The 25,953-nt window shown below is 63.9% G+C and carries 22 protein-coding genes and 1 pseudogene; 10 read left to right on the top strand and 13 right to left on the bottom strand.

Features of this window, described 5'->3' with window-relative positions:
• Nucleotides 1-19 precede the first annotated feature (19 nt).
• Entirely contained in the window at nt 20-811 is a 792-nt protein-coding gene (locus tag ACX80I_RS15740; protein WP_459346049.1) for an SDR family NAD(P)-dependent oxidoreductase, read from the top strand.
• 398 nt (nt 812-1,209) lie between these two features.
• Nucleotides 1,210-1,542, top strand: a complete 333-nt coding sequence (locus ACX80I_RS15745) for a hypothetical protein (protein ID WP_459346050.1) — start codon at nt 1,210-1,212, stop codon at nt 1,540-1,542.
• A 480-nt stretch (nt 1,543-2,022) separates the two neighbouring features.
• Here the strand turns inward: ACX80I_RS15745 and ACX80I_RS15750 are convergent, their stop codons facing one another.
• The 5 genes from ACX80I_RS15750 to ACX80I_RS15770 form a co-directional block, all read right to left on the bottom strand.
• Nucleotides 2,023-3,729, bottom strand: coding sequence for a CBM35 domain-containing protein (locus ACX80I_RS15750; protein ID WP_459346051.1), 1,707 nt, complete (start codon nt 3,727-3,729; stop codon nt 2,023-2,025).
• Between the two features lie 177 nt (nt 3,730-3,906).
• Nucleotides 3,907-5,805: a glycoside hydrolase family 127 protein gene (locus ACX80I_RS15755; protein WP_459346052.1), complete on the bottom strand. Its 1,899-nt coding sequence runs from the start codon at nt 5,803-5,805 to the stop codon at nt 3,907-3,909.
• Nucleotides 5,806-5,894: 89 nt separating this feature from the next.
• On the bottom strand, nt 5,895-6,713 hold the full coding sequence (locus tag ACX80I_RS15760) for a carbohydrate ABC transporter permease (RefSeq protein ID WP_459346053.1): 819 nt from the start codon (nt 6,711-6,713) through the stop codon (nt 5,895-5,897).
• A complete protein-coding gene (locus ACX80I_RS15765; RefSeq protein WP_459346054.1) occupies nt 6,710-7,681 on the bottom strand; it encodes a carbohydrate ABC transporter permease in 972 nt (323 codons plus the stop codon). The genes ACX80I_RS15760 and ACX80I_RS15765 overlap by 4 nt, the downstream gene beginning before the upstream one ends.
• A 26-nt stretch (nt 7,682-7,707) precedes the next feature.
• The gene (locus ACX80I_RS15770) at nt 7,708-8,979 is read right to left on the bottom strand and encodes a sugar ABC transporter substrate-binding protein (protein WP_459346055.1); all 1,272 of its coding nucleotides are present in this window, start codon (nt 8,977-8,979) and stop codon (nt 7,708-7,710) included.
• A 262-nt stretch (nt 8,980-9,241) separates the two neighbouring features.
• Here ACX80I_RS15770 and ACX80I_RS15775 point away from each other — a divergent pair, with 262 nt between their 5' ends.
• Nucleotides 9,242-10,273 carry a LacI family DNA-binding transcriptional regulator gene (locus tag ACX80I_RS15775; RefSeq protein WP_459346056.1) on the top strand — a complete coding sequence of 344 codons (1,032 nt, stop codon included), beginning with the start codon at nt 9,242-9,244 and terminating at the stop codon, nt 10,271-10,273.
• A 287-nt stretch (nt 10,274-10,560) separates the two neighbouring features.
• Here the strand turns inward: ACX80I_RS15775 and ACX80I_RS15780 are convergent, their stop codons facing one another.
• A complete protein-coding gene (locus tag ACX80I_RS15780) occupies nt 10,561-10,830 on the bottom strand; it encodes a carboxymuconolactone decarboxylase family protein (protein ID WP_459346057.1) in 270 nt (89 codons plus the stop codon).
• A 51-nt stretch (nt 10,831-10,881) separates the two neighbouring features.
• Complete coding sequence (locus tag ACX80I_RS15785) at nt 10,882-12,318, bottom strand: MFS transporter (RefSeq protein ID WP_459346071.1); 1,437 nt, start codon at nt 12,316-12,318, stop codon at nt 10,882-10,884.
• Nucleotides 12,319-12,874: 556 nt separating this feature from the next.
• Between ACX80I_RS15785 and ACX80I_RS15790 the strand changes: the two genes are divergently transcribed.
• From ACX80I_RS15790 to ACX80I_RS15815, 6 genes are all read left to right on the top strand, one after another.
• On the top strand, nt 12,875-13,537 hold the full coding sequence (locus ACX80I_RS15790; RefSeq protein ID WP_459346058.1) for a recombinase family protein: 663 nt from the start codon (nt 12,875-12,877) through the stop codon (nt 13,535-13,537).
• Between the two features lie 13 nt (nt 13,538-13,550).
• Nucleotides 13,551-13,850, top strand: a complete 300-nt coding sequence (locus tag ACX80I_RS15795; RefSeq protein ID WP_459346059.1) for a hypothetical protein — start codon at nt 13,551-13,553, stop codon at nt 13,848-13,850.
• 23 nt (nt 13,851-13,873) lie between these two features.
• Complete coding sequence (locus tag ACX80I_RS15800; RefSeq protein WP_459346060.1) at nt 13,874-14,359, top strand: hypothetical protein; 486 nt, start codon at nt 13,874-13,876, stop codon at nt 14,357-14,359.
• A 923-nt stretch (nt 14,360-15,282) separates the two neighbouring features.
• Entirely contained in the window at nt 15,283-15,921 is a 639-nt protein-coding gene (locus tag ACX80I_RS15805) for a hypothetical protein (protein WP_459346061.1), read from the top strand.
• A complete protein-coding gene (locus ACX80I_RS15810) occupies nt 15,921-16,142 on the top strand; it encodes a helix-turn-helix domain-containing protein (RefSeq protein ID WP_459346062.1) in 222 nt (73 codons plus the stop codon). The genes ACX80I_RS15805 and ACX80I_RS15810 overlap by 1 nt, the downstream gene beginning before the upstream one ends.
• Nucleotides 16,143-16,431: 289 nt before the next feature.
• Nucleotides 16,432-17,205: a CPBP family glutamic-type intramembrane protease gene (locus ACX80I_RS15815; RefSeq protein WP_459346063.1), complete on the top strand. Its 774-nt coding sequence runs from the start codon at nt 16,432-16,434 to the stop codon at nt 17,203-17,205.
• Here ACX80I_RS15815 and ACX80I_RS15820 read toward each other — a convergent pair.
• The gene (locus ACX80I_RS15820) at nt 17,138-17,341 is read right to left on the bottom strand and encodes a recombinase family protein (RefSeq protein WP_459346072.1); all 204 of its coding nucleotides are present in this window, start codon (nt 17,339-17,341) and stop codon (nt 17,138-17,140) included. The genes ACX80I_RS15815 and ACX80I_RS15820 overlap by 68 nt on opposite strands.
• A gap of 124 nt (nt 17,342-17,465) precedes the next feature.
• Between ACX80I_RS15820 and ACX80I_RS15825 the strand changes: the two genes are divergently transcribed.
• Nucleotides 17,466-17,906: an SRPBCC family protein gene (locus ACX80I_RS15825; protein ID WP_459346064.1), complete on the top strand. Its 441-nt coding sequence runs from the start codon at nt 17,466-17,468 to the stop codon at nt 17,904-17,906.
• Nucleotides 17,907-18,156: 250 nt separating this feature from the next.
• On the opposite strand, the gene ACX80I_RS15830 is transcribed toward ACX80I_RS15825, so the two are convergent.
• The 5 genes and pseudogenes from ACX80I_RS15830 to ACX80I_RS15850 form a co-directional block, all read right to left on the bottom strand.
• Nucleotides 18,157-19,197: a class C sortase gene (locus tag ACX80I_RS15830; RefSeq protein WP_459346065.1), complete on the bottom strand. Its 1,041-nt coding sequence runs from the start codon at nt 19,195-19,197 to the stop codon at nt 18,157-18,159.
• A gap of 9 nt (nt 19,198-19,206) precedes the next feature.
• Nucleotides 19,207-20,697 (bottom strand): SpaH/EbpB family LPXTG-anchored major pilin, encoded by a 1,491-nt coding sequence (locus ACX80I_RS15835; protein WP_459346066.1) that lies wholly within the window; start codon nt 20,695-20,697, stop codon nt 19,207-19,209.
• Nucleotides 20,698-20,787: 90 nt separating this feature from the next.
• Entirely contained in the window at nt 20,788-24,417 is a 3,630-nt protein-coding gene (locus tag ACX80I_RS15840; protein WP_459346067.1) for a DUF7933 domain-containing protein, read from the bottom strand.
• 1,033 nt (nt 24,418-25,450) lie between these two features.
• Nucleotides 25,451-25,660 (bottom strand): hypothetical protein, encoded by a 210-nt coding sequence (locus tag ACX80I_RS15845; protein ID WP_459346068.1) that lies wholly within the window; start codon nt 25,658-25,660, stop codon nt 25,451-25,453.
• Nucleotides 25,661-25,763: 103 nt separating this feature from the next.
• A pseudogene (locus ACX80I_RS15850) lies at nt 25,764-25,953 on the bottom strand (hypothetical protein); the annotation flags it as partial.

Consider the following 25,953-nt stretch of genomic DNA (forward strand, 5'->3'; position numbering starts at 1 on the left):
AGATGAGGTACGACGAAGCATGGACATGCAGTTGGCGACGAAGCGAGCGTTTATCAGCGGCTCCACCCAGGGCATTGGCTACTCAACCGCGAAGGCCCTTCTCGATGAGGGAGTCTCGGTCGTTATCAACGGGCGCACCGAGGATCGGGTCGAGAATGCGGTACGGAAACTGGAATCAGAAGTACCCGGCGGCACCGTCTCAGGCATCGCCGCCGACTTCCGTGACCCCGCCGAGGTACAGCGCCTCGTGGCGTCGCTCGATGGCATCGACATTCTCGTCAACAATGTTGGGCTCTTCGACGTGAAGTCCTTCGAGGACACCTCTGATAATGACTGGGCACGTTACTTCGACGTGAACCTCATGAGTGGTGTGCGGCTCTCACGTGCCCTACTTCCACAGATGATCCGCGCAGGATGGGGCCGGATCATCTTCATCAGCAGCGAATCGGGCGTGAACATCCCCTCAGACATGATCCATTACGGCGTCACCAAAGCCGGAATGCTCGCCCTGGGGAACGGACTCGCCAAACTCACCCGTGGTACCGGGGTCACGGTCAACACGATCCTCGGCGGACCTACCTACTCCGACGGGGTAGCTCAGACGGTGGAGCAGATAGCCGAGGTACAACAGCTCGCGACAGACGATCTCAAGGCAATAATCATTAGTGGGAACCAGACCTCGCTTCTCCAGCGGTTCATCGAGCCCGACGAAATCGCCACCCTGGCCGTGTACCTTGCAAGCCCCCTGTCGTCGGCAACGAATGGGGCCGCGGTGCGAGCCGATGGAGGGGTACTCACCTCAATCCTCTAGTAGAACGTCGCGGCACCCTGCGACCCCGCCCATCACTGCACAAAAGGACCACTACTCTCGCGAAAAGGCACAGCTGGCAGCAGGGGTTATCAGCGTCTCCTACTGGAACGTATCCGCTACACGCAGCCGCGACACCGCGTCGCAGACCCTGATTTGCAGCGATCGCGCGGTACCCGACTTATTCGGGTGTCCCAAAAGCATTAGGTTTACGAGACGCGTTTCGGTGTCCGGTCGCCCGGATCAGCTGTTGCAGTTGTGGTGCCTATGCGCCCGTTTTCATCGTCCCGGGTAAACGTCCCTTCGCCGACCCGGCCGCGTTGACCGTTGGAAGAGTTCATAGAAGGTACGGAGAGCGTTCCATCTTCACTCTCGATGCTCTGTGTTACTACTCTGGCGAGATGAATGAACGCGTCATGTACGTCCAGCTGAAAACAGGTCATGGAACGGACAAAGGGCCTTCCTGGATCTCGCGCGTGCGGTTCAGTAAGACCTGGCGCACAGCGTACTTTCAGGGACGCACACTACATCGGGTGACGGGCACCTCTCGTGCAAACTTCGACTCGAACTTCTACGATGTCGACTCGGGTGATGAGTACTGGCTCTCAGGACCGAAGCGTGATCGAACTGACGGTCGTTACAGCTCACAACAACCCACAGTGGTCGAGGATGCCCGTGAAGCATACGAAGCGTTCCTGAACGGAGCGCCGCTTCCTGGACGTGAAAACGGGTAGAACTAAACCCAGTACCAGCCTCGAGTCGATAGCCCGCAAGCCGATCCCTGGGCGGGCCTGGTGGACGGTCAGGGGATGCGCCTGCGAGTTCTTAGAGACGATCAAAAACCGGTCAACTCCGGTCTGGTCCATGAACGGTAGATACGATGCTCGCCGGTGCTGCCGCCGAGGTTACCGCGCCCAGTTAGCCAGTGGAGGCGACCACCAAGACCACGGTGAGATCACAGCGTAGTGACGGGTTACTGAGTGCTGTCCTTGGTGCGGACAAGTAGCCCGGCGCGGGTTAGCTGCAAGCACGTTCCTGCTTCGTAGTAGGGGAAGGCTGTGCAGCTGTCCTTCAGGTCTGTAAAGCGTGTAGCCCGGTCCCCTCCACTCAGAGGACCGGGCTACACTGACGGGCGGATGCTGACCATTTCGCGTTGGTCAGCGGTTGCCCGCCGTTGCGGCCATGCGTGGGTGGCCGCAAATTTGGAGAGCCTGTTAGCGGGTCAGTGTCACTGAATCGATTTCCGCGAAACCACTTCCTCCTGCAAAGTTCGGCGATCCCTTGGCCAGGCGAATGGTGTTGAACCCGGCCTTCAGGTTCACACTATGGACGGCGCTCTGGGCGAAGTTGCCCCAGGCTCCGGTGGAGGGATAGCTGATGGTGCTGAACGGTCCGCCGTTGTAGGCAAGTCCCTGGGTGGAGGGAGTGGTGCCTCCGTTGGCGTAGCGCACGGAGAGTGAGTAGGCGCCGGCAGTGGGTACTTCGACGATGAAGTCGACGAAGCTGTGTCGGCGTGCGTCGGCGTTTCCGTCGATGCGGCCTACGTAGCTGCCGTTGGACGCGGTACCTGAGGGCAGGGTCCGGGCGTTGACGATGGTGGCGTTCTCGGCCTCGTAGGTTTGCTGGTAGGAGGTCGTGGGTCCTGCAGCTGGGGTGACGACGAGCTGGTAGGCGCCGAGGTAGTCCTGGTTGTTGACGGGCACGGTGATGCTGCCGTTGACGATCGGTACGGTGGTGGTGGACAGGGTGGTGGGGGCGTCGACGTTGGTCTGGCGGCCCGAGCGCGGGGTGTAGTTCAGGGTGACTTTCGCGGAGGTGCCGAACTGGGACAGTCCCTTGACCTGGACGGAGTTGTTGCCGAAGGTCCCGCCGAAGGCGACGTTGACGATTTTTCGGGTGGAGTCGTAGGAGGCAAAGCCGTCGAGGTCTCCGGACGGGGTGACGTTGAGCATGTTGCCGGCCATCTCGCCGTACCACTTGTAGAGCCAGTAGGACCCGGTGGGCTTGTTGTTCCAGACGAGGCCGCCGACGGTGCCGGATTCGTACCAGTAGGCGCGCTCGGCGTCCTTGATGCCGGTGCGTTCGAACTGGGCGATGTAGTGGGCTGCAACGCTCGGGGTATCGACTTGGCTGGGGGAGCCGTATTCGTTGATGGAGATGGGTCGGGGGGAAATTCCGAGCTCGCGTTCGATGGCGCGGTAGTCCGCGACGTGCTCATCGACCGAGTTGTAGGTTTCGTCCTCGAGTTCGTGCCAGACGACGACGTCGGGCAGGGTGCCGTCGGCCTTAGCTCGTGCCATGAAGTCACGCATCAGATCGGGGTAGTAGCGGCTGTAGCTGGGGCCGACGATCGGTGTGGCGGTGTCCTGGAGTTTGACCCGGTTAAAGGTGCGGGTCCAGCCGTCGAGGAAGGGGCCGGCTTTGGCGGTATCCCAGGTTCCGTCGGGTTCGTTCCAGAGCTCCCAGCCGTTGATGTTGGTCGTGGTCGTGGCGTCCAGGCGCGCCTTGACCATGGTGTCGATTTTGGATTCCCAGTCCTCCCAGCTGATCCAGCGGTAGGGGAAGTTGGGGTATACGTCCGGCATGCGGGCGTAGGACTGGGCTCCGTCCCTGGTGAACTGCGGGGCGGTCTTGAGGATGTCACCGGTGGGGGTGGTGGCGCCGTTGCCTAATTGCTGGACGCCGGGCGCCGGTTGGGTGTGCTGCTTCATCCGCAAGGGTGTGAGCAGGCCCGGTGCCGGGTCGGTGGCTGTGGCGAGGGCGTAGAGTCCGCCGGCGCCAACGTGGGTGACGGGGCGGATGCTTTGCGCCGCGTCGACGACGAGCGTGTCGCCCGCGGCCGTTGCGGGGGTGGCTGGTGCGGTCATCGCGGCGATTAGCAGGGCTGCTGACGCCGCCTTGATGAAGGGATGCTTTTTCACAGGTGCTCCTTTGCGTGTGAATCGTTATCGGCCGGTGGGGTGGCCAAGGAAGGACTGGGGGTGACTCCTTCCTGCGCGGACGTCCCCAGCAGGCGTCGGGCATGGATAGAAAGCACGGGCCGCAACCTGAGGCGGTGGGCTCCGGCCCGTGCTGGTTCAAGGGGGTGGGTGGGGCGGTCAGGTCGCCAGCGGCAGCCAGACACGCATGGTGGTTGGTCCGTTGTTACCCCAGGCAAAGTAGGGGGTCAGAGTCAGTGCGAGCCGTTCCTCATCCGGGGCGAGCCGTTGGTCAGAGTAGGGCCACAGCGGCGATGTGAGGCGGCGGAGGATGACGCTGGCAACAGTTCCCTCGCTGGTTGTGGAGGGAGGAACGGCGAGGTCAAGGCTCAAATCGTTGACCGTGTACCCGTCCGGCAGACAGACGTCTTCCGCGCAGAGCACCAGGGGGCCCTGTTCGATTGCGGCGGTGCCACGGACCGCGTCGATGTGAGGGTGGGGGAACGTGACGCGGGGCTCCAGGTCCAGGTCCAGGACGATGCGGTCTCCAGCCACAAACGCAGCCCTGAGTTCTTCTCCTACCAGGCGGGACTCTCCATTCAGGGTCAGGGACGCGTTCCGGGACCAAGCGGGCAGGCGAAGCTCGATGCCGATTTCCTGCGTGGGTGCCTGGACGATCTCGACAATGACGCGGCCATCGAACGGGTAGCCCGATCGCATGCTGACTACGAGGTCCCCCGCAGCGGGAAGAGTGGTGCGGATATCGACGTCCCCGAACTGATGGATCTGCAACGCGTCCTGGGTCGTCGTTGCGAAGTACAGCTCCAGGCTCGCCAGCGTGCGGGCGACATTGGTGGGGCAGCAGGACACCTCGAACCAGGGAGCCCGAAGGGTGGAGAGGGCGCGTGCGTTGACTTCGGTCTCGTCAGGATTCTCACCCTTGGTGCGCTGGTGGAGGGTGTTGGTGTAGAAGAACCCGTGGCCGTCCTCCCGCGGCGAGGCGAGGATGTTGTTGAAAAGGGTGCGTTCCATCAGGTCGGCGTACTTCGTGTCGCCGGAACGCAGGAGTAGGCGCCAGCTGAGCATCACGGAGGCGATGCCGGCGCAGGTTTCGGAGTAGGCGCGGTCCGGGGGCAGCTCGTAGTCGGAACCGAAAGCTTCGTCCTGGTGGTGGGATCCCATACCGCCGGTGATGTAGGTGCGGCGCGCAACTGTGTTGGCCCACTGCTGCTCCACGGCGCGCGCGAGTTCCTCGTCGTGCGTCTCCGTGGCTACGTCCAGGGCCCCGGCCGCAAGGTAGAGTGCCCGAACTGCGTGCCCGCGGAGCACGGTCGCTTCGCGTACCGGGAGGTCGTCCTGGAAGTACTCCTGGCCCCATTCGATGTCTTTGAGGGTTCCCGTGCCGCGCCGCTTGATGAAGAGGCGGGCGAGCTCTATCGCTTCGGCGTTACCGACCGCGCGCCCGTATTCCAGGAGGGCGACTTCGACCTCGGGGTGGCCGCAAACAGCATTTCTGCCGTTCGGACCGAACTCCCGGTAGAGGTGGTCGACCAGCCGCCGGGCCACAGCAGGCAGCTGGTCTACATGTCCCGTGCGCAGGCGGGCGACGGCGGCCTGCAGCAGATGCCCGAAGCAGTAGAGCTCGTGGCCCCATTCGAGGTCCGAGTACCGGGCGCGCTGGCCGGCCCGGCCGAAGCTGGTGTGGAGGTAGCCGTCCGCTTCCTGTGCCGAGGCTACTCGTGCTACGAGTGCGTCGTATCGCTCCGCCAGTGCGCCGTCGAAGTTCCGGCCGAGTTCCCAGGCCATTGCTTCCAGGAGCTTGTAGACCTCCGAGTCGACGAATTCGATGCCTGCGTGCTTGTCGGCGACCGTCTCGTCGGCTGCTCTGTCGAAGTTCGCGGTCCACCCGATCCGTTCCATCCAGTCCTCGCAGTGGGCGAGGATGACCTGGGCGTTCAGGGTTTTGTAGTGGCCCCAGAAACCCCCGGTGATGGACACCTCGTGGAAGCCCAGTGGGCGTAGGGCCGAGGACGTGGGCTGGACGGGGCCGCCGAGGAAGGACAGGTTGGTGATAGTCACAGGGTTCTCCGGATCAAAGAGTGGGGTTGCAGGTTCAGGCCCGCGGTGCCGGGGTGAAGGCGCTGGTGGGTTGGTGCTGGGCGGACTGTCTAGTCTTTGACGGCGCCGGCGGTGACGCCGGCTGCGACGTACCGCTGGGCGATGACCAGGAGCACGGCGGCGGGTATCGAGGCGATGACCGCGGTTGCCATGATGGCGTTCCATTGGGTGGTGTTGTTGCCGATGTATTGGTAGATGCCGAGGGTGATGGGGATCAGGTCACCGCTGCGGTTCAGGGTCGAGGCGAAGATGAAGTCCGACCATGCCCAGAGGAAGGCGAAGAGGGAGACGGTGAGGATGGAGTTCCGGCTCAGCGGTAGGACGATCAGAGTGAAGGTCCGCCACACACCGGCCCCGTCCAGACGCGCGGCCTGGATCAGTTCCCGGGGGATGCCGGACATGAAGGCCCGGAAGAGCAGGACGGCGAAGGGGATGGCGATGGTGGAGTTGGCGAGGATCAGTCCGGACAGGGTGTTGAGCAGATCCAGGCGGAGGTAGATGGCGTAGAAGCCCATGGCCATCACGACCGCGGGAATCATCTGGGCGACGAGGAGGATGAAACCGAGGGCATTGCGTCCCGGCATCCGAAGGAGTGACAGGGCGTACCCGGCGGGAGCGGCGATGAGCAGGGTCAGTGCCACGGTGGCAAGCCCGAGGACCAGGCTCGTGGCGAGGTTCGGTAGTTGCTGGGATAGTGCAGCCGTGTACCCGTCGAGTGTCGGGTTCAGGGGTATCAGGTTCGGCGGCGACTTCCGCAGGTCCGAGGTCCTGGTGAGGGACACGTTGACGATCCAGTAGACAGGGAAGAGCATCAGGGCGGTGAAGACGAGCCCCAGTGCGGTCTTCCACCAGGTGCGTGTGGTGGTCATGATTCCTCCTGGTTCTTCTGGAGTCGCAGGTACAGCAGGCCGAAGGCCAGGGCGATGAGGATCAGCAGGTTCCCCACGGTCGCGGCGGGACTGAAGTCCGGTGTGCCTGTGCCGAAGGCCTCGCGGTAGGACCACGTGGCGAAGGTGGTGGAGGTGTCGCCCGGTCCGCCGGAGGTCATGATCCAGATGATGTCCACGACCTTCAGCGTGTACACCAGTCCCAGCAGCAGGGTGATGGCGGTCACCGGGCGGAGGAGCGGGAAGGTGATGCGCCAGAACTGCTGCCAGGCGGAAGCGCCGTCGAGGGACGCTGCCTCGTAGTAGTCCTTCGGGATGTTCTGCAGCCCCGAGTACAGGATGACCAGGTTGAACGGAATGCCGAGCCAGATGTTCGCGATGATCACCGACGTCAGGGCGAGCCCCGGACTGGTGAGCCAGTTCAGCGGTTCCAGCCCGAGGGAGACGAGGGCTGCGTTGACGATGCCGTTGTCGCTGTTGAGCATCCATGACCAGGCCGACGCCGAGACGATCAGTGGGAGCAGCCACGGGATCAGGAACAGTCCGCGGAGAACAGTAGAGAGTCGGAACGAGGAGCGGAAGAACACTGCGAGGGCCAGTCCCAGCGCGTACTGGAAGACCAGTGATACTGCGGTGAAGGTGGCTGTGTTCGCCAGGGCCGTGCCGAAGGTACTGCTGCGGATGACGGCGAGGTAGTTGTCCAGTCCGACGAACTCGGCGTCGCCCCGGACGAACGCCCTGAGGGTGTAGTCGTGCAGGCTCAGGTCGATGTTGCGGATGAGAGGGAAGGCGTAGAAGACGAGCAGGTAGGCCACGAGTGGCGCGGCGAACAGGAATGCCGCCAGCCGCGAGTTCTCCCTTCCGCGTCGTCGGACAGGCCGATCGGCCTGGCCCTCGGGGCGGTCGCCGATTCCAGGGTGACGGTGCACCTCGGTGTCGATCATCGTCATCACGCCTTCCCTCGTCCGTTGACCGTCTACTGGCCTAGTCCGGCGGTAGCGTCCTGCTGGGCTGTCTTCAGAGCCTCTTCGGGGGAGGCCGATCCGCTGAGTGCGTTCTGCACCGCGGTCCAGAGCTGCTCGGAGATGACCGGGTAGTCGGTTCCGAGGTTGTCGCTGGTGCGGCCCTTGGCTTCATTCACGGCGTCGACCCAGACCTGCAGGTCAGGGGTTTCCTCGAGCAGGAGCTCCTGCCCATCGGTGGTGGCGGGAATGTAGTAGGCGAACGTGGTCGCAGTTTCGACCTGGCCTTCGGTGGTGCTCATGCACTCGATGATCTTCTTCGAGGTGTCATAGCGCCCCTCGTCCTCCTGGACTGGCATGAGCATGAACTCGCCGCCTGTCGGCGCGGGTGCGACCCCGCCGTCCTTCGCGGGAATGGGGATGTAGCCGGTCTCGAAGCCGGCTTCGGCGGCGCTGTTGACCTGCCAGGTGCCGTTGACGGCGAACCCGAAGTCCCCGGTGAGGAATTCCTCCCACACCGTGTTCTGCGAGTTGTTGATGACCGAGTTCGGGGCGAGACCGTCGTTCACCCATCCGGTCCAGAGGTCCAGCGCGCTGACGGCGTCCTCGGAGTCCAGCGCGGTAAGTTCCGCGCCGGACCCCCAGAAGAACGGCAGGAACTGGAAGGATCCTTCCTCGGTGCCGATGCCGGCGAAGGTGATGCCCTTGTGCCCGGCGTCGGTGATGCCCTGCAGTGCGGAGGTGAGCGAGTCCCAGTCGGTGATGGACGCGGGGTCGATACCCGCTTCGGTGAGTATGTCCGCGTTGTAGTAGAGGGCCAAAGTGTTCGCTCCGACCGGGATGCCGTAGGTCGCGCCGTCGAGTTCACCTGCGGCCAGGAGGTTCTCCTCGATGGCGGAGGTGTCGAGTCCGACGGTTTCCATGTCGACGAGGGCACCCGTTTCGGCGAGGGTGGACACCGCGGGGTTGTCGAGGAGGATGACGTCCGCGGAGCTACCCTCCTGGGCTGCGAGCAGGGCCTGATTGGTGAGGGCCTGCGTGTCGTAGGCCGTGCGTTCGATGGTGACACCCGCTTCCTCGCCGCAGGCGTCGATGCGCTGGGCCCAGGCGGAGTCCGCTTCGTGCTGGGGGTAGGGATCCCAAACGGTGTAGGTCCCACCGTTCCCGCTCCCACCGGAGGCACTCGTCGCGGGCTGGTCCGACCCTGCGGAGCATGCCGCGAGAGTAAAGGTGAGAGTGAGGGCGCCGAACGCGGCGAGGGTGACCTTGGGCAGGTTCGTAGACATGAAGTACGGTCCTTTTCTTCGTTGAAACACGACTGCTTGTACTGCAGGACGGACGTCTAAGCCGTAAGCGGCAGACGAATAAGCTGGAGACGAAAACATATGAAACTGGTTTCTGGCGGCAAAGCTATCAGCGGTTCCCCTCAGGGTCAACGGTTTGAGACTGGCATTTCACAGGTTCATAGAAAGTTTTCGCATGAGCAGAAACGTTTCGGAAAACAGCGTGTAGGGTGTGGGCAGAGCCATAGCGAGAACGGGGGAGTCCATGACCACAGCGGGTAAACGGCCGGTACTGACCGACGTCGCCGCCGAGGCCGGCGTGTCAGTAGCGACAGCATCGAAAGCTTTGAACGGTCGCCAGCACGTCAATGCTGAGACCAGGCAACGGGTCCAGGAAGCAGCACGGCGCCTCCAATTCACGCCAAATCCCTTCGCGCAGGCTCTGAACTTTTCTGTCACTGGCACTATCGGAGTACTGACCGCTGATCTGTCCAGCCGTTTCGTGCTGCCGATCCTCATGGGCGTGGAAGAAGCTTTCGGTGCCGGTTCTACCTCGGTCATCATCAGCGACGCCCGGAACGATCGCGTGCGGGAGCAGTTCATTCTTCAAACTCTCATCGCCAAGAGAGTTGACGGCATCATCGTCCTCGGCGCGGACGCCAACCCGCGTCAATCGATTTCCGCTGATGTCCCTGTTCCCGTGGTGTACGCCTACACACCCTCTGTTCTCGACACCGACCGCTCCTACACCCCCGACAATGCGATGGGCGCCCGGCTCGCCATCGAGCATCTCGCAGCACGGGGACGCACACGCATCGCCATGCTCAACGGAGAGCCACGCTACGACGCGGCTATCGAACGCGGAAACGCTGCTATCGGCACGTTGGCGACGTTGGGCTTGGAATTGGTCACCGGTGAGGTGCTCTACGGCGACTGGAGCGAACAATGGGGGCGCCAAGGCGTCCGGGCGCTCCTGAACTCCAAGGTCCCCTTCGACGGCATTTTCTGCGGAAGCGACCAGATCGCCCGAGGGGTCGTGGACGCACTCAGGGCAGAGCAGATCTCTGTTCCTCACGACGTGGGAGTCGTAGGCTTCGATAACTGGGAACTGTTCAGCACAACCTCACAACCACCTCTGACGACCATCGACATGGATCTCGAGGAGATGGGACGAGCAGTAGCAGCAGAACTGCAATCAGCCATCGCCGGCAACAGCAAACCAGGCGTGCACAAGATGCCAGTACACCTCGTACCCAGAGAATCGACCGCCGGGCTCCTTAGACGCCTAGAACACTGACGCTTCATATCGCGCCACCGCCTGAGCGTTCTCCAGGTAGCGGTGACGCTTAGGGGTAGATGCGGATACCTGACTGCTGCTTGATCGAGCTGCTATCGGGGCTGTCTGTTGGGCTGTTTTGATTTCCCGCGCCTGCTCCTGTGCGACGTTTTCTCGCTGAATGGACGGGGCCACTTACTGCTCTCGTCCTCATCGCCGCCGCCGCAAGCGTCCTGTTCCGCTTCCTCGGCGCGTTCATCAACTAATCCCGTACTCAGGATGATTCACGCACCCTGATTCGGCGTCACTCAGACTTCATCAGCGATGCTTCTCATGGCTTTCCATCCGTGAGTCACTCCACCTCCGGCACGCAATGCGGCAGCAACCATGACAGCTTCCGCAACGTCGGCCGTGGAAGCGCCCGCGGCAACGGCACGCTTAGAGTGATCCTCGATGCAGAAGGGGCACTGGGTGGTGACTGCGACACCGACCGCGATGAGCTCCCGAACGAGCAGGTCAAGTCCGCCTGTCTTCTTGCTGAAGACCGCCTTGTCGAAGGCGAAGAACGCGGAAACCATATCTGGCGCGTTCTCTTCAGGTCCTTCATGTACTGGGCATCTGCCTGGTGATCATGCATGGGTTGTCCCTTTCGTTGCGTGCTGGTCCTGGTGTGGGCGAGCAGTCACCATGAAGATGACGATGATTGCGGCGGCAGCGAGGATGAGCGCTCCGCCGCTCAGGGCGGTTGTGTACCCGTCGACGACGGCCTGGCTCGCGGTCGCCACAGCGTCGGTATCGCCTACTGTGCGGGCGTCGTGAAGGGCTGTGAGGGCGTTGGGTACCCGGCCTTCTGTGGTGGTGACGCTGATCGTGGACAGAGCGGCGATGCCAAGGGCGACACCGATTTGCTGGGCGGCATTGAGCAGCGCCGAGGCTATGCCGGAGTCCTCCGGTCGAACGCCGGTGATAGCGGTGAGGGTCAGGGGCACGAAACTCAACCCGAAACCTACGGCGACGGCGAAAATCCCGGCCATGAGGTGCTGAACGTACCCGGAATCCGGGGTGATGGTGGACAGCCACAGGATCGCGGCGGTGGAGATGATGATCCCGGCGACGGCGACGACGCGGGGAGCGAACCTGGCGACGAGTTTCGAGGCGATGCCGGCGGAGAGGATGATGCCGGCGCCGAAGGGCAGCCAGGCCAGCCCGGTGCGGACGGGATCGTACTGGAGGATGTGCTGCATGTAGAGGGTCAGCAGGTAGAAGGTGCCCATGGGCCCAAAACTGACGAACAGCATGCCGAGGTAGGAACCGGTCCGGTTGCGGTCGGCGAACAGGCGCAAGGGGAGCATCGGGGCCGTGCTGCGGAATTCGATGATGACGAAGACCGGTAGCAGGATGGCGGCCAGGGCGAACGCGATCAGTGTTACCGGATCAGCCCAACCCTGTTCACCTCCGTGGATGATGGCGAAGACGATAGCGGCGATCCCGCCGGTGCCGGTGACTGCTCCGGGAAGATCGAGTCGGCCGGGGTGCCGGGGTGCGTCGATGAGGATCCGGGTTCCGGCGAGCAGGGCGAGTCCGATGGGGATGTTGATGAAGAACACCCACCGCCAGCCGAGCGTCCCTGTCAGTACGCCTCCTAGCAGCAGTCCCACGGTCACACCCAGACCGGACATTGCCCCGTACAGGGCCAGTGCCTTGTTCCGAGCCTGCCCGGCGGGGAAGGTCGTTGCGATCAGAGCAAGTGCGTTCGGCGCGGTCAGCGCCGCCCCCAGTCCCTGGACAGCACGGGCTGCGACGAGCACCGGGCCGGCTGGTGCGAGCCCGGCCACAAGCGAGGACAGAGTGAACAGGCCGATACCGATCTGCAGGATCCGCCGCCGACCGAAGAGGTCACCGAGCCTTCCCCCGAACAAAAGCAGACCGCCGAACGCCAGGATGTAGGCGTTGATCACCCATGGCAGGCTCGCTGAGGAGATACCGAGCTCGTTCTGAATCGAAGGCAGGGCGATGTTCGCGATCGAGTCGTCCAATACCAGCATCAGCTGAGCGCTGGCCACCACCAGCAGAGCCAGACCAAGACGCCTACTTGCCGTAGATACGGGCGCGCCCGAAGGGTCAGCTGAAGTGGCGTACATGGGGACTCCTTGTGAGATGACATCGATCTAAATACCCTAGGGGGGTATCCGTCTTCTTGTATACCCCAAGGGGGTATAAGAAGCAAATGGAGGTGTGTCGGGGCAATGCGGAGTGGCGTCAGGCCTTGAGGTGGACAGCGTCGAGCGTCGTGACCAACGATTGAAGGGCTGTCCACCTGAAAGCAGAGCCAAGCCAGGACGCTGAGCAGCGGTGCTGCTCCAGCAGGAAGAACGTCGGCAAGATGAGGGTGATCTGGGGCTCTGACGAGTGGAGCATCGAGTGTCCGACATGCGGAGCATTGTGGCCCGAAGGCAGAACAGTGCTCGATGAGCACGAGCGCCAGTAACGAACGTTTTCGCTACACGTGCTGCCAACCCTCGATGCGGACCCTGGAGGGTTCTGTTTTCGTAGCAATACTCAGTGCCACAATCTATGTGCCACTTCTACTGCCCACGGATGAGTTCCGCTACATTGGAGGGCATGGGACACCTCCTCGGGTACGCACGGGTGTCTACGACCGATCAGGACGCTTCGCTGCAGGTCGACGCTTTGAAGGCTGCTGGGTGTTACCGGGTGTTCGTGGACACCATCTCAGGATCGCTCGACCAAAGGCCGGAGCTCACCAAGCTTCTGGATCAGTTGCGGCCCGGGGACACGCTCGTGGTCTGGCGGCTTGACCGGCTTGGCCGCTCCATCCGGCACCTCATCGACCAGCTCACCGCGTTCCAGGACAAGGGCATTGGGTTCAAGTCCCTCCAGGAAACGATCGACACAACCTCGCCCGGTGGGCGCTTGGTCTTTCATGTCTTCGCTGCTCTTGCCGAGTTCGAACGGGACCTCATCAGGGAACGCACGAACGCTGGCCTCGCGGCCGCCCGAGCTCGAGGCCGCACAGGAGGCCGACCACCACGGCTCAGTGCTCACCAAGTCACTGCCGCAAGGCGAATGTATGAGCAGCAGGACATGACCGTCGAACAGATTGGCCAGGTCCTCGGTGTCAGCAGGACCACCATCTACCGCACACTCAAACGGGATCAGGCGACTCCCACAAAGGGACGAAAGCCGAGAGTGAAGCCACCGGCGAGCCAGGCCGGCACGGGCGAAGCAATCGCGACCAGACTCGCACCAGAGGATTCTCGATGATCAGGAGAACCTGATGATCAGACTCATCCGCTGGTTGCTCACCTCGAGCATCCGCTACAGCTACCTGTTCGTCCGCGCGATCCTCCGGCTGCCGCTGCTCCTGCTGCCCATCCCACCACGCATTCGTCACCAGGCGGCCGGCGGGCTGGCAATCGCACTCTGGTTTCTCGGCCTGTATGTTCTGGTCGTCGAGACCGCAGCACCGTGGTGGGGTCAGCTGATGGTCGTCGCCGCAGCCGCGCTCATCATCGCGGGTGTTGTGCGGATGGAGGGCCGCCGGCCGGCCGTCCGCCAGCCCGTCCGGGTCCGATGACGTACCGGCGGAGGTAGCTGGTGATGAGGCAACGCAGGGGAGAGGCCGACCGGTTCTGGGAGAAAGTCGTCAAGGGCCAGCGACCGCATGACTGCTGGATCTGGACCGGCGCCGTAGCCGACGACGGTTATGGACGATTCTGGGTCACCCGCGACGGCGGGCAACGCGCCCTGCGGCCACAACGCTACGCCTACGAACAACTCACCGGCGAAATCCTCCACCGCGGCATCACGCTAATGCATGTCTGCGACGTTCCACTGTGCGTCCACGCCAGCACCGGGACAGATACCCACCTGCTTCCAGGCACCCAGGCCTTGAATATGCTCGACCGGTCCCGGAAGGGCCGGCACGCCAACGCCTCGACCTTCCGGTGGCGCAGAGTCGGCCGAACCCAATTCCGCGCCCATTCCGTCGAGCTGCGCGCAGCCCTCCTCAAGCACGGATGGAACGAGCCAATCATCCGGCCGCTCCTCACCGGCATCGACTCTGAGGCGCCAACCCTCTTCTGACTCGACAGGCAGTCAGGACCAGTTAACCAAAGCCCTTTGAGTATCCGTTGAATAGCTTCAGCCCACTGTGCCGTATGCGGATCCATATCCGAGGCGTGGTGACTCCGGTGTGAGGGCTCAAGGGCATCTACACATTGGTCGGGAGGAGTGGTGAGCGCTGCGCCATGCGGTAGGGTCCGGGAAATTTGAACACCGGTCTTCGCGTCATTACCAAGATGCGGTCCTGTCCTAGGGGTGCCATCCCAGTGGGAGCGGGCGCCCGTGTAAGGCTTTACACGCGCGAACTTCAAAATCACTGAAAGTAGGACCATTATGGGGACACGCTCGACCAAGCCGGGGGCACTTACCTCAGCCCGTTCAAGGCTCCCAGGCAGGACCTGGGGTCGGAGATATGGTGGTCCTGCGGTCCTGGTGGTGATCGCACTTGTGATCATCGGGTTCGCCGTGGGGAAGAATACGACCAGGACCACGACGACGACCGTCTCCCCGGATTGCGCTGAAGCGTTCGAGGTGATGCGCGTGGAGTACGACAGACTGTACGCACGAGGCAATTACACGAGTGAGGAACAAAACGCTCTGGAAGTACCGCCGTTGACGCGTGCACCACGGCTGAGGAATGGATTGCCGCCGGCAAAGCCAATCCCGCTGCTGTGGGAATGGCCGACGCTCGGGATGTAGACGCGGCATCGCTTGCGATCAGATGCCACATAGCGCCGGAGACGTCCGCATGTAGATAACGGGACGAGACGTCGTGAGTCAGCTGACCTGGAGTTCCGGCGGCCCGCCGCCCTGTCGAACGACGTGCAGGAACACCGCGACGTCGGAGGGATCCCAACGTGGATCACCTCTTGATTTTCGATTGCTTCACCACTAGCTTATCGACTATCGGTAATATCGGTAGTCGATAACCCAGTGGAGGAATCATGCGTCGCACCACGAGAACGGCTCGCACAGCACCAGAGGGCAAGAAAATCCTTTCCACAGGGGATGCTCGGGCCCTGATGATCCTGACAGCCATTACAGCTGTCATCACGACGATGGCAACTGTCTCTCACATCGTCACCGTGTCCACGGGTCCTGCCACCCTCACTCTTTCGCTGGCGACCGCGAACCAGACTCCAACGGGTCTTCCTGACGGTGTGGAGGCGCACTTCACATCGATTGAAGCGACCATACCTAGCCTTCCTTCCACAGAAGCTGCCCTTCTGGCATGGGCAGGGGCGCTGAACCAGATCGGTGTCCTGGCGGTGCTTGCTCTGCTCTTTCTGCTCGCGTTCCGGCTACGCAGGGAGAACCTCTTCACCACGGAATCGGTGTGGATCATCGGGGTCTGCGGGGCTGTCCTGGCCGTGGCCGGCACTACCGGGCAGATCCTCGATCAGATCGCCCGAAGCCGTCTGGCTGAAGCGATCGGGGCGAACAAGCGCATACCGGGAGAAACAATCATTTTCGCGGGCGATCTTCCCTTCGCACCCGCAGTGGCCGGGATCGTCCTCATCCTGGTCGCCGGGGTCTTCCAGTTCGGCCGCCGCCTGCAGAAAGACACCGAGGGCCTTATCTGATGCCGGCTGACGATGTGACAGGCATCCACTGTCGGCTCGACGAGCTCCTGGAAGCACGGAATATGACCCTGACCGAGCTCAGTAAGCGGGTCGGAGTGAGCCTGGTGAACCTTTCTGTCCTGAAGAACGACCGAGCGAAAGCGATCCGCTTCTCCACGCTCACCGCGATCTGCCGCGCGCTGGACTGCGAAGTCGGAGACCTCCTGATCGTCGAACAATGACACAGTCCAAGCACGACGAATCAGACGCTATGACCGAGGCGGACGCCGTTCGGGTCGTTGCCGGTCAGGCCGATACCTCCTTCCACTCCTGACGGTCTTCAGTGCCGTTCAGGTCGCCGTCGCAACCCGATTGCTGTAGTCCAACTGAAGCCGGCCTCCGGCGGTGGCCTGTCGTATTCGACGGTTCATGACTACATCCGGGAGCACCGTGCCATAGTGGGTCGCAGCTGGTGATGAACGGGTTGGTGGAGGCCACTGAGATGAAGGCAGAGCAGACACTTGGTGTGATGTGGCGGTAGCAGCCGATCGTGGGCGCGTCGTGCTCGCCCGGCGGCCGATCCTCAGCGCGGTCCTGCTAACCCTGGCCTGGCATGTGGTGCTGTTCGCACTGGCCGAAGCGACGGCTTCTTTGCGCCCGCACTGGTTTCCCGACCTCGGGACCACGCTGGTCAACCTTGGTGCTGCGGTGGTTCCGGTTGGGCTCATTATCTGGCTCGGCTGGACCCGTTCGGCAGGGCTGGTTTGGCGGCGTCCTGATCGGTCCTGGTGGCTTCTGACGCCGCTGGTGCTGGTAGCGGTGAGTTACTCGCTCGACGGAGTGGTGGGCACTGCCCGCGAATTGCTCAGCGCAGCCGTCCTCTACATCGTGCTCGGGATCTCGGAGGAAACGCTCAGCCGCGGTCTGGTGCAACGGGTCCTGGCTGTGCTCGGCCCCGTTCGGGCGGCAGTCGGGGTGGCCCTGCTGTTCGGGGCAGGCCATACGCTCAGCGGTATCTGGTTCTCTCGGCCTGTGGTCGACATAGTATTTCTCACCATCAATGCAGCGGCCTTCGGCTTCGCCTGCGCCGCGTTGCGCTGGCATTTGAAGACGATCTGGCCTCTGGTCGGTGTGCACGCCCTGGGCGACTTCCTTCAGATCCTCAGCCCGGGTAACCTGCCGTTCGGCGTCCGCGTCGCGTACCTGCTGGGCTTTATCGCCTACGGGTGGTGGTTGCTCAAGCGGCTACCCGAAGACTCGACGGATGTAACTGGGATGACCGCAAAGATCTCACCCACTGTGTAAGCCGTGATGTGGTTTCGTACTCGGCGAAAGTCGCAAGCATGTGCACCATCAGCCGGCCTGTCGACGCCGCATGGTCGATCCCGTCGGAGAGGAACCTCATCAGGATGCCTCGATCGCGAAGCCTACCTGGGCTGATTGCGGTTCACCGCTGGACGTCCTGCGGTTCCAGTACTTCACATCACCTGGTTGCGAAGGCCATTCACGAATCGGCCCTGTCGGTGGTCTTGCGCCGCCAGAGGACCTCGGCTCTACAATCGCGCATGGAGGACCTCCGATTCAGCGTCGATATCGACGCTCCCGCGCAGCACGTCTGGAACGTCATGCTTGACCTCGACACCTACCGCGAATGGACAGGCGCCTTCCAGGAGGGATCCACCTACGAAGGCGGCTGGAACGAGGGCGACGAAATCCGCTTCCTCGGCCCAAACGACGACGGCACGGCCAGCGGCCTCTTCGGCACCATCACCGAAAATCGGCCCCACGAGTTCGTATCGATCCGCTACCTCGGCACTATCGAGAATGACGTCGAGAACCGTGAAGGGCCCGCGGTCGGGCTGCATGAGAGCTACTCGTTCAGCCAGGCCGGTGGGGTGACGACTCTCATCGTCGAGCTCGAGGTACCCGACGAGTGGGCCGATGACATGCGCACGATGTGGTCGGAAGCGATCGTCGCCATCAAACAGCTGGCAGAGCGGGCCTGAACCGATGGAATCCCTGACTCGGTCAGGGATGGCGACAGCCTCGACTGCATCATGACGGCAGCGTTCCTATTGGTTGCCCGCTTTTGCCACGATGGAATCGTTTCGAAAGCCAGCGAGTGTGCGCCAAATTGCATTGTCGCCGATTGTGCATCTTCCTTCGGGTCCAAGTGCTTGCTGGAGTGAAGACAGGGCGGCCGCGGCGGTCAGGTGTCTGAGTCATGTAGGCGGCCAAGCAGTCTTCTGCGGCCTTTCATCGCGTGCATGAACCCTTCTTCTCAATCGGTTGCGGTTGGTGCTCCTGTGGGAGGTTCGATCGGATTGGCCTTGGTGGTCGTCCTGATGCCCAGACGTAGGTGCCGGTGGCGACGACGACGCCGCCGGCGATGTACATCCACCAGGGGAATCCGGGAACATCGGGGGCGTCGCCCGCTACGTCGATGTCGGCCTGGGGTGTGGGGGTGATCCGCTCACCGGTGACCAGGATGCGGTGGCTGTTGATACCGAGCGGGGTGCAGGTGACGAGGGTCATCAGATCCCTGCCCGGCTGGATGAGCAGGCTCTCGGTGTCCTCGGGCTCGACGACGAGGGTCTCGACGACGCGGTACGCGAGGGTCTCACCGAAGACCTCGATGGTGAACGTGTCGTCGACCTCGACCTCGTTCAGTTTGGAAAAAAGCTCGGACGTCGCGAGGCCGCGATGTCCGGTGAGGACCGAGTGGGTCGACGGTCCCCCGACGGGAAGCGCCGTACCCTCGAGGTGGCCGATCCCGCGCTCGAGCACGGTATTGCTGGTGCCGTGGTAGACGGGCAGGTCGAGGGTGATCGCGGGGATCCTGATGCGCGCCATCAGGCCTTCCGAATCGCCCCGGAGCATGGTGTCGTACGTCGGGGTGCCGTGGGCGCCGGGATCCTTCGCCAAGGGAAGTCGCTCATTCGCAGCGACGTCGGCGCCGCCCCCACCCAGGTCCTGGTTGTAGGCACGCGCTTCGGCGAGTCTTTCGCGCAGCGTGTCCGCACCCAGATCGTTGATGTCCTGGGTGAGCTTGTCGATCTCGCGCGACTGCTCCACGGAGCTGAACCAGGCGGCCGCAGCGGGATATAGGAGGAGGGCTGCACCGGTGATGATCGCCATCGCGACCAGCAGAGGGAGCGTAGATAACCGCCAACCCGACCGTCCTGCCCGGTGGTGGCGCAGGGGGGTCGACGTCCGCTCGGTGGAGGAGTGCATGAGTGCTTTCTCGGGGATACGCGAAGGCGGGGCGCCGTCCTGACGCCCCGCCTTCGAGTTCATGATGCCGGATTACGCGGTGACTGGTGCCATGGAAGCACGACGCCGCGCGGCGACGATTGCCGTGCCGACGGCGATGGCGATCAGACCGGTTCCGCCCACGGTGAACCACAGGGCACCGTCGCCACCCGTGAGAGGGAGCGCGAAGGCCGGAACCTGGTCGTGCTCGAACTCGACGTAGTTCTGAACCGGAGCGGTGATCGAGCTCGGACCGGCGACGACCTGCGTCTGGATCTGGTTGGGCGCGGGGATCTGGAAGCCACCCGGAGGCGTGATTTCGCGGACGTAGTAGTTACCCGGCGTGATGATGGGAATCGCCACGAAACCGTTCGCCCCGGTCGTCCAGTTCTGGAGGCCGTCGATGAATACGGCATTCTGGCCCAGGTTGGCGTCGTTTTGGTTGAGGAACACCTGGTACACGGCACCCGCGAGGGGTGTCCGCACCCCGTTCTCGCCCTGGAAGGCGAAGACCGTGAGCTGGCCGATGGGGGTGCTGCCGGTCACGGTCTCGGTGGCACCGTTCACGATGCTCGAGGCGGTGTTCGTGATAATGCCGTTGGAGGGGATCGCCTCCGCGCGGCTCAGGACGGTGAGCGTGACATCCCCCGCGGGCAGCGACCTGAGGCGGGTGAGGCCTGCCGGGGTGAAGGTGGCCGTGAGGGTGCGTGACGCTCCGTCGTACACGAGCGTGTACTCCGTCCCCTCGACGAAGTTCTGGGTGATGCCAGCAGCGTTGGCGACCCGCACACTGGTCGGGGCGACGCCTGTGGGACCGGTCGCAAGGTATTCGAGCTGCTCGGGCAGGGTGTCGGACAGAACGAACGTGTCGAGGGCGTCGCCCGCGGCGAGGGTCGGCACATCGGAGCTGATCGCCCAGCGGATGAGGTCCGGGTTCCGGGCCTCGACCGAATTGGCCGGAGCCGGCACGCGGGTCTTCGTCAGGTCGGTCACCGCGTTCTTCGGGTAGGCGTGGACGTCGTAGATCCACTGGTTCGACGGCGCTCCACCGGGGCCGGTCGGGAAGGGCAGCGTGACGAGGAACGGCGCCGCCGGGTTGGTGGCTCCGGCAGGCAGTACCGTCTCGGTCACGAGGTACAGCCCGATGGGCAGGGTGTTGAAGACCGCGACGCCGTCGGAGCCCGTCGTCCCCGTGAAGGTGTCAGCGACGGTCACGCGGGACGCTGCTGTCGCCGGGGTCAGCGCGGACACCTGGTTCCAGCCATCCGGCGTGGTGAGGTCGACACCCTGGACCAGCGCAGCGGTGAAGGTGGCGCCGGCCAAGGGCGTGCCCGGGACGGTGACCTCCTGGCCGGTGCCGATGTTCTGGCCGTTCTCCGGGCCGAGGGCGAACTTGTGGATGGTCAGGGTGCGGGCCTGATTCGGATCGATGTTGCCCGGTTGGGTGACGGCAGTTGCTGGTGAGACGGCGACGAATGCTGCCGCTGCGCTCAGCGCCAGCACGCCGACAGCGGCAGACAGCCGCCGGAGGATGGGAATGGACACGTGTTATCTCCTATGGAAGTGGTACGAAAGTGAGACCGGTTGACGAACATGAAAGAGCAGGAACGGGGCGATCGAGGGGGAGTAGGCGCATCAGCGGAAGGCGCCTCGCATTCGTCGACGCCTGTTCCACACCATGAGGACGAGGGCCGCGATGAGCAGCACTCCACCTCCGATGTAGAACGCGTCGGCGCTGGTGCCGCCGGTGAGCGGCAGGGTGGTCGGCTCCACCGGGGCATTGACGAAGCGGTAGACCGCCGTCTGACCCGCTGGTGGAGCGGTGATGGTTCGCGAGGCCACCGGGACCCACGTCGAGCCGGACAGGCGCTCGAGACGAAGTTCCTGGTATGCGAGCTTCCGGGTGGGGTCAGTGGCCGCTTCCGAGAGCGTGTACCCATGGCTCGGGCGCACGTCGAAGGTGTTTGCGGGGTTTCCCGACGCAACGTATTCGGCGCCGGGTCGGGTCTCCGTCGGCAGGACAGCGCCGGCCTGTACGGCCGGTGTTGCTGTGACCTTCCAGTCCGCGGCCTGGAAACCCGGTCGCGGGTCGATGACCTGCTTGAGCAGGGTGAGGGCCGCCGTTGCATTCGTCACGGTGCAGGTGATCGAGACGCCGGATGTCGGAGTGATGTCTCCCGCCGCGGTGACGGTGATGGTGGCACCCGTTGCGGTGCGGCATTGCCACGCGCCGGTCTGCACGTAGGTGAGGGGACCACCGCTCTCGGCCAGGCGGTAGGCGACGCCGGGGGTCACGGGCACGTTCGAGGCCGGACCCGATCCGGAGCGTCCGGAAGGGCCGGGCAGCGCGCTGCTGGGGCCTGTGGCGCTGAGGGTCCAGTCCGTCGGCAGTGCGGAGCCGAACGCCACATCCTTCACGAGCGTCAGGAATGCGGTGGGCCGATTCACAAGTGCGCATTCGATCGTCGCACCGGGAGCTATGCCGGTGAGGCTGGCGCTGATGGCCTGCCCGGCCGGGGCGTTGGTTGGAGCGAAGGTGGTCGGGACGGCAGCACCGTTCACGGTGCAGGATCCGCTGACGAAGGCGAAACCTTCCTGCTGGACCTCCGAGACCACGACCGTTGCCCGTGACGCCGTCGACCCGTAGAGCACCTGCCAGCTAGCTTGGCCGGCAGCATCTGTCTGCTGTCTGGGCACCTCACTCGGGAGGGCCGTCGCGGAGCCCGCCGTCGCCGTCGCCGTCGTGCCCACGGTCCAGTCGACGCCGGGACGAGTGAGGCCCGAGGCTTCTCGGATGGTCTTCGTGATCCGCACACTCGAGGCCGCAACAGGACCTGGGGAGTTGACGAACGTGCAGTTCACATTCACGCCTAGACCACTTGGCATGGTGACGGTGCCTGTCGAGGTGTTACCTGCGCTCAATCGCACTCCGTTCGCCCAGCAGTCGTAGGAGCTTCTGTAGCTGCTGAGCGCGGAGCCGGAGTTGGCAGCCATGGTCTCGGAGATGGTGATCGTGCTCCCGGCCGAAGCGGGGAAGGGGCCCAGCTGCTCGGTCTGGCGCCCGGTCGTAGCACCGGAGGTGGTTGCCGTGGCGATTGTCGTCAGTGGCGATCCTGTGGCGGCCGTCAGGGTGAACTGGTCGCTGGGGGCCTGGCGTGCCACCACGTTCTTCTGCACGGTGATGGTCGAGGGCGTCGTGCAGCCTGCGAGGTCGGTGGAGTTGACGGCGACGCGGGGCGTGCCCGGTACACGGCGTCCCGTGTTGGCGTCGAACTCGTAGGCGCTTCCGGCGTTGCCGAGGTAGAGGGTACCGCGTGGCGAGAACGCCACGCCGTTGGCGGCGGCGAAGGGTGCGTCCGTGCCGGTCAACGTCTTCGGCGTCGTCGTGCCCACCGCCAGCGTGCCACCGTTCGCGGCAGCGAGCGTGGCCTTCGCGATCGTGTAGATCGTCGCGGTGGTCGTGGTGGACGTCGTGTCGGTCGGGGGCGCGCCTACCACGTACAGGTTACCGACGGCGTCGAAAGCCATGTCTCCGTTCGCCGATGCAGTGGCGGCGGTGAACGAGCCCACGTAGGCGAAGCGGGAGGCGGTGGGGTTCATCTCGGTGAAGCTCCAGATGTGGAACTGCCCATTGTTGAACTTACCGAAGAGATAGCGCCCACTGGTGAGGTCGACGGCGCCGGCAACGATGGTGCCCGGTACCTCCGTGCCGTTGGTGGTCCTTGTCGCGTAGGCCGTGCCGGTCAGTTTCTCGAAACCGCCGCTGGACGTCCACTTGAGGACGGACAGCACGTCGCTTCCGTCAGTTGACCGGTCGAGCGCGTAGGCGACGCTCCCACCTGCGCCGACGCCCAGGGCGTTCGCTGATGAAACGCTCGTCCAGGTTCCGACGGCGGCAGGAGAACCTCCTGCGGTGATGTCCGCTTGCTCCAGTGCACCGGTGGCCTGGATCGAGTAGAAGTGGTTGGTGTCGCAGAACAGGCGCACAGGCTGCGCGGTGTTCGTGAAGGTGCAGGTGACCTCGGCTCCCACGTCACTGGGCATGGTGATTGCAGCCGACCCGCCGGATCCGGACGCGATGACGGTACCGGACCGAGTGCACTCGTAGCTGTTCGAGTAGCCGATACCGGCATTGTTGGTCGATGCTTCGGAGATCGTGTAGGTGGAGCCGGGCTGGACCACCGAGCGGGAGATCTGCGCGGTCTGGATGCCGGTGGCTGTACCGGTGGTCGTGGCCGATGCCAGGATGGTGGCCCCCGTTCGCAGTGACAGGGTGAACTGATCGGCCGGCGTCGCGCGGGACGGCAGGTTCTTGCGCACCGTGATCGTCGTCGCGGGCTCGATGGTCAGGTCGATGGCGGGCGAGGCGATGAGTCCCGTAGGGGTCACGGTGCCGCTGGAGTAGGTTCCGGGATCGGCGGCGATCACGTCGACGAGGATGGTGCACGAGGTCGCACCCGCGGCGAGGTCCCCGCCGACAGCGGTAATGGAGCCCGAACCTGCTGCGGCAGTGACGCTGAAGGGAACACCCGTGACGTTCGTGCACGTCCCGGCGACCGGCGAGTTCGAGGCGACCCTCAGGCCCTGCGGCAGCGTCGTGGAAAACCGCCAGTCGGCTTTCAGCAGCTGATCCGCGGTGTTGGTGATCGTGTAGGTCAGGGTGGTCGGAACCGTCGCTGTGGCTTGGGCCGGTACGGCGACGTCGAGGGCGGGCGTGACGTCGAGGACGCGGATGTCGTCGACGCCGAACCCACTGCCCGTACCTGTCACGGTGTTCGTGAGCTGCACCTTGGCAGCGGAGATCTGCGCGGGGGTGAGGAGCGCGGTGTTCAACCCGTTGTAGGTTGCTGCACGGACAGATGTCGACCAGGCGGGGTCGACGATGCCGGAAATGGTGCCAAGGGTCCGAAGCGGCGGGGAGGTGTAGTAGACGTTGCCCGTGCTGGCGCACGGCACCACGGCGGCTGGGAATCCTGTCAGGAGGGTCGTGGTATCCGAGACGAGGTTCAAGGAAAGGGACGCGTTGTTCGTGCCACAACGGGCGCCCACGGCATTGAACCCGAGGGCGTAGTACCGGGCATCAGGAGCCGTTACGGCGATTCCGGCGGCGGACTGCAGCACCGTCGTACCACCCAGGACCGTCGCATAGGGCAGTGAGACGAGAGCGTGGTTGACCTGTGTCCCGGTGGTCGAGCCATTGGCGGGGGACGTGGCGGAGGCGGAACCGGACACACCTGCCTGTACCTGGCCGAGCACATCCGCCATGCGTCGAACATCACGCGCCGCCAGGGACGATTGGCCCAAACCGTTCTGCTGGGTCGGACAAAACGCGGTATTGGGGTAGGGCGCTACATAGTTGAGCAGCACTCCCGTGCAGCTTGTTCCGCTCACCCACCCCGTGGACGCCGTGTACCTGCCGCCGGAGTAGGAGGGAAGCCCGCTGGCAGTGTTCGTCAGTCCCTGCTCGAAGGACTCGGCCCATACCTGGCGGGGCCCCTCAGGGATCCCTGCGGCCGCGATACCGACCTCCGCGAAGGTTCGGAATTCGTCCGCCGTACCGGCCTCCGCCGGTGGTGCGCGATCGGATTCAGTCGGAGGTTCATCGCCCTGCACGTCGTGATCCGTGGCGGTGGCCGGCTCAGAAGGCGAAATAGGTTCCACTACGGGGGAGGGCGCGGAGATGAGGGGCTCCGGTTCGTCCGGAACCGGCTCTTGGGCAACAGTTGGCTGGGCCGACGGCTGCTCGGCAGCCGGTGTCGGCATCGGAACGGATGTGGAGGGCGTGGAGGGCTCGTCCACACCCTCGGTGGCCTCGGGGGGCGACGAAGATTCCGCCGGAATAGGAATCGAACTCGCCTCAGCAGGTAGCGCGGCGACAGCAGGCCCAAACCCGCACAACCCGACCACGAGGGCGACCGCAGCCGCAACAACGCGGACACCGCGCCGCGCCCGCGATTGGGCAACGACGGGCCTGGGGCCGTTCAAACGATTCAACTGGGCAGCGCGCCTTCCGGTGACGTGGCGGGACATGCCGGCCAGCACGACAACGATTCTGGGCACGCGGGAGAAGGCGTTGAAAACCAGCGAAAGTGAGACCGAGACAAAATAGAACCCCCACGGGCACGATAGAAACCAGTCGACGGAAGGAGCAAGGCACAAACCGATCTTGCGGGAACCCTGTGGATTACCTGAGGTTCGGTCCGACAAGGACAGCCTCTTCAAAGGGACGCATGATGGGCGTAATGGCCTGCGCATTGGTTGTCAGGGTTTGCTGGCGGCGGTAGAGCGTTGCACGGCTTCACCCAATAAGTTGGGCTGCCTCTTCAGCGGCGCGCTCCTTCGCCTGGGCATCGGAAGCGACGACGAGCTTGTCGGCGAGGACCTGAGACCTTATTGCGGGCCGGTCGAAGCGGGCTCCGTTCCGGTTTAAAGCCACGATGTCGGCGTTGATGCGGAGTGAGATCAGTTCCCGCTCGTATCCGGCAAGACTGGCGAGCATCGTGAGCATGAGTGGCCCTGTCGACGCCGCGGGGTCGACCCCGGCCGACAGGTACCGGACGGGGACCCGTGTTCTTTCGGTGCTCCCCGGGGATGTGTGATGAGGTTTAGTTTCAGCTTCGGTGGTTGAACACCGCGAATGAGGAAACCCCGATAACGAACAGGGTCCCCATCAGGAGGGTCATGACCATTGGTGCTTCCGCGCCGAATCCGATGGCAAGAGTGGCGGTGCCGGTCAGTGGAAGGGACACCAGTCCGACGACGGCTAGGGCACGGGTGAGAAGTGTGCCTTCACGCTCGTCC

It is taken from the genome of Arthrobacter rhamnosi (genome assembly GCF_054510855.1).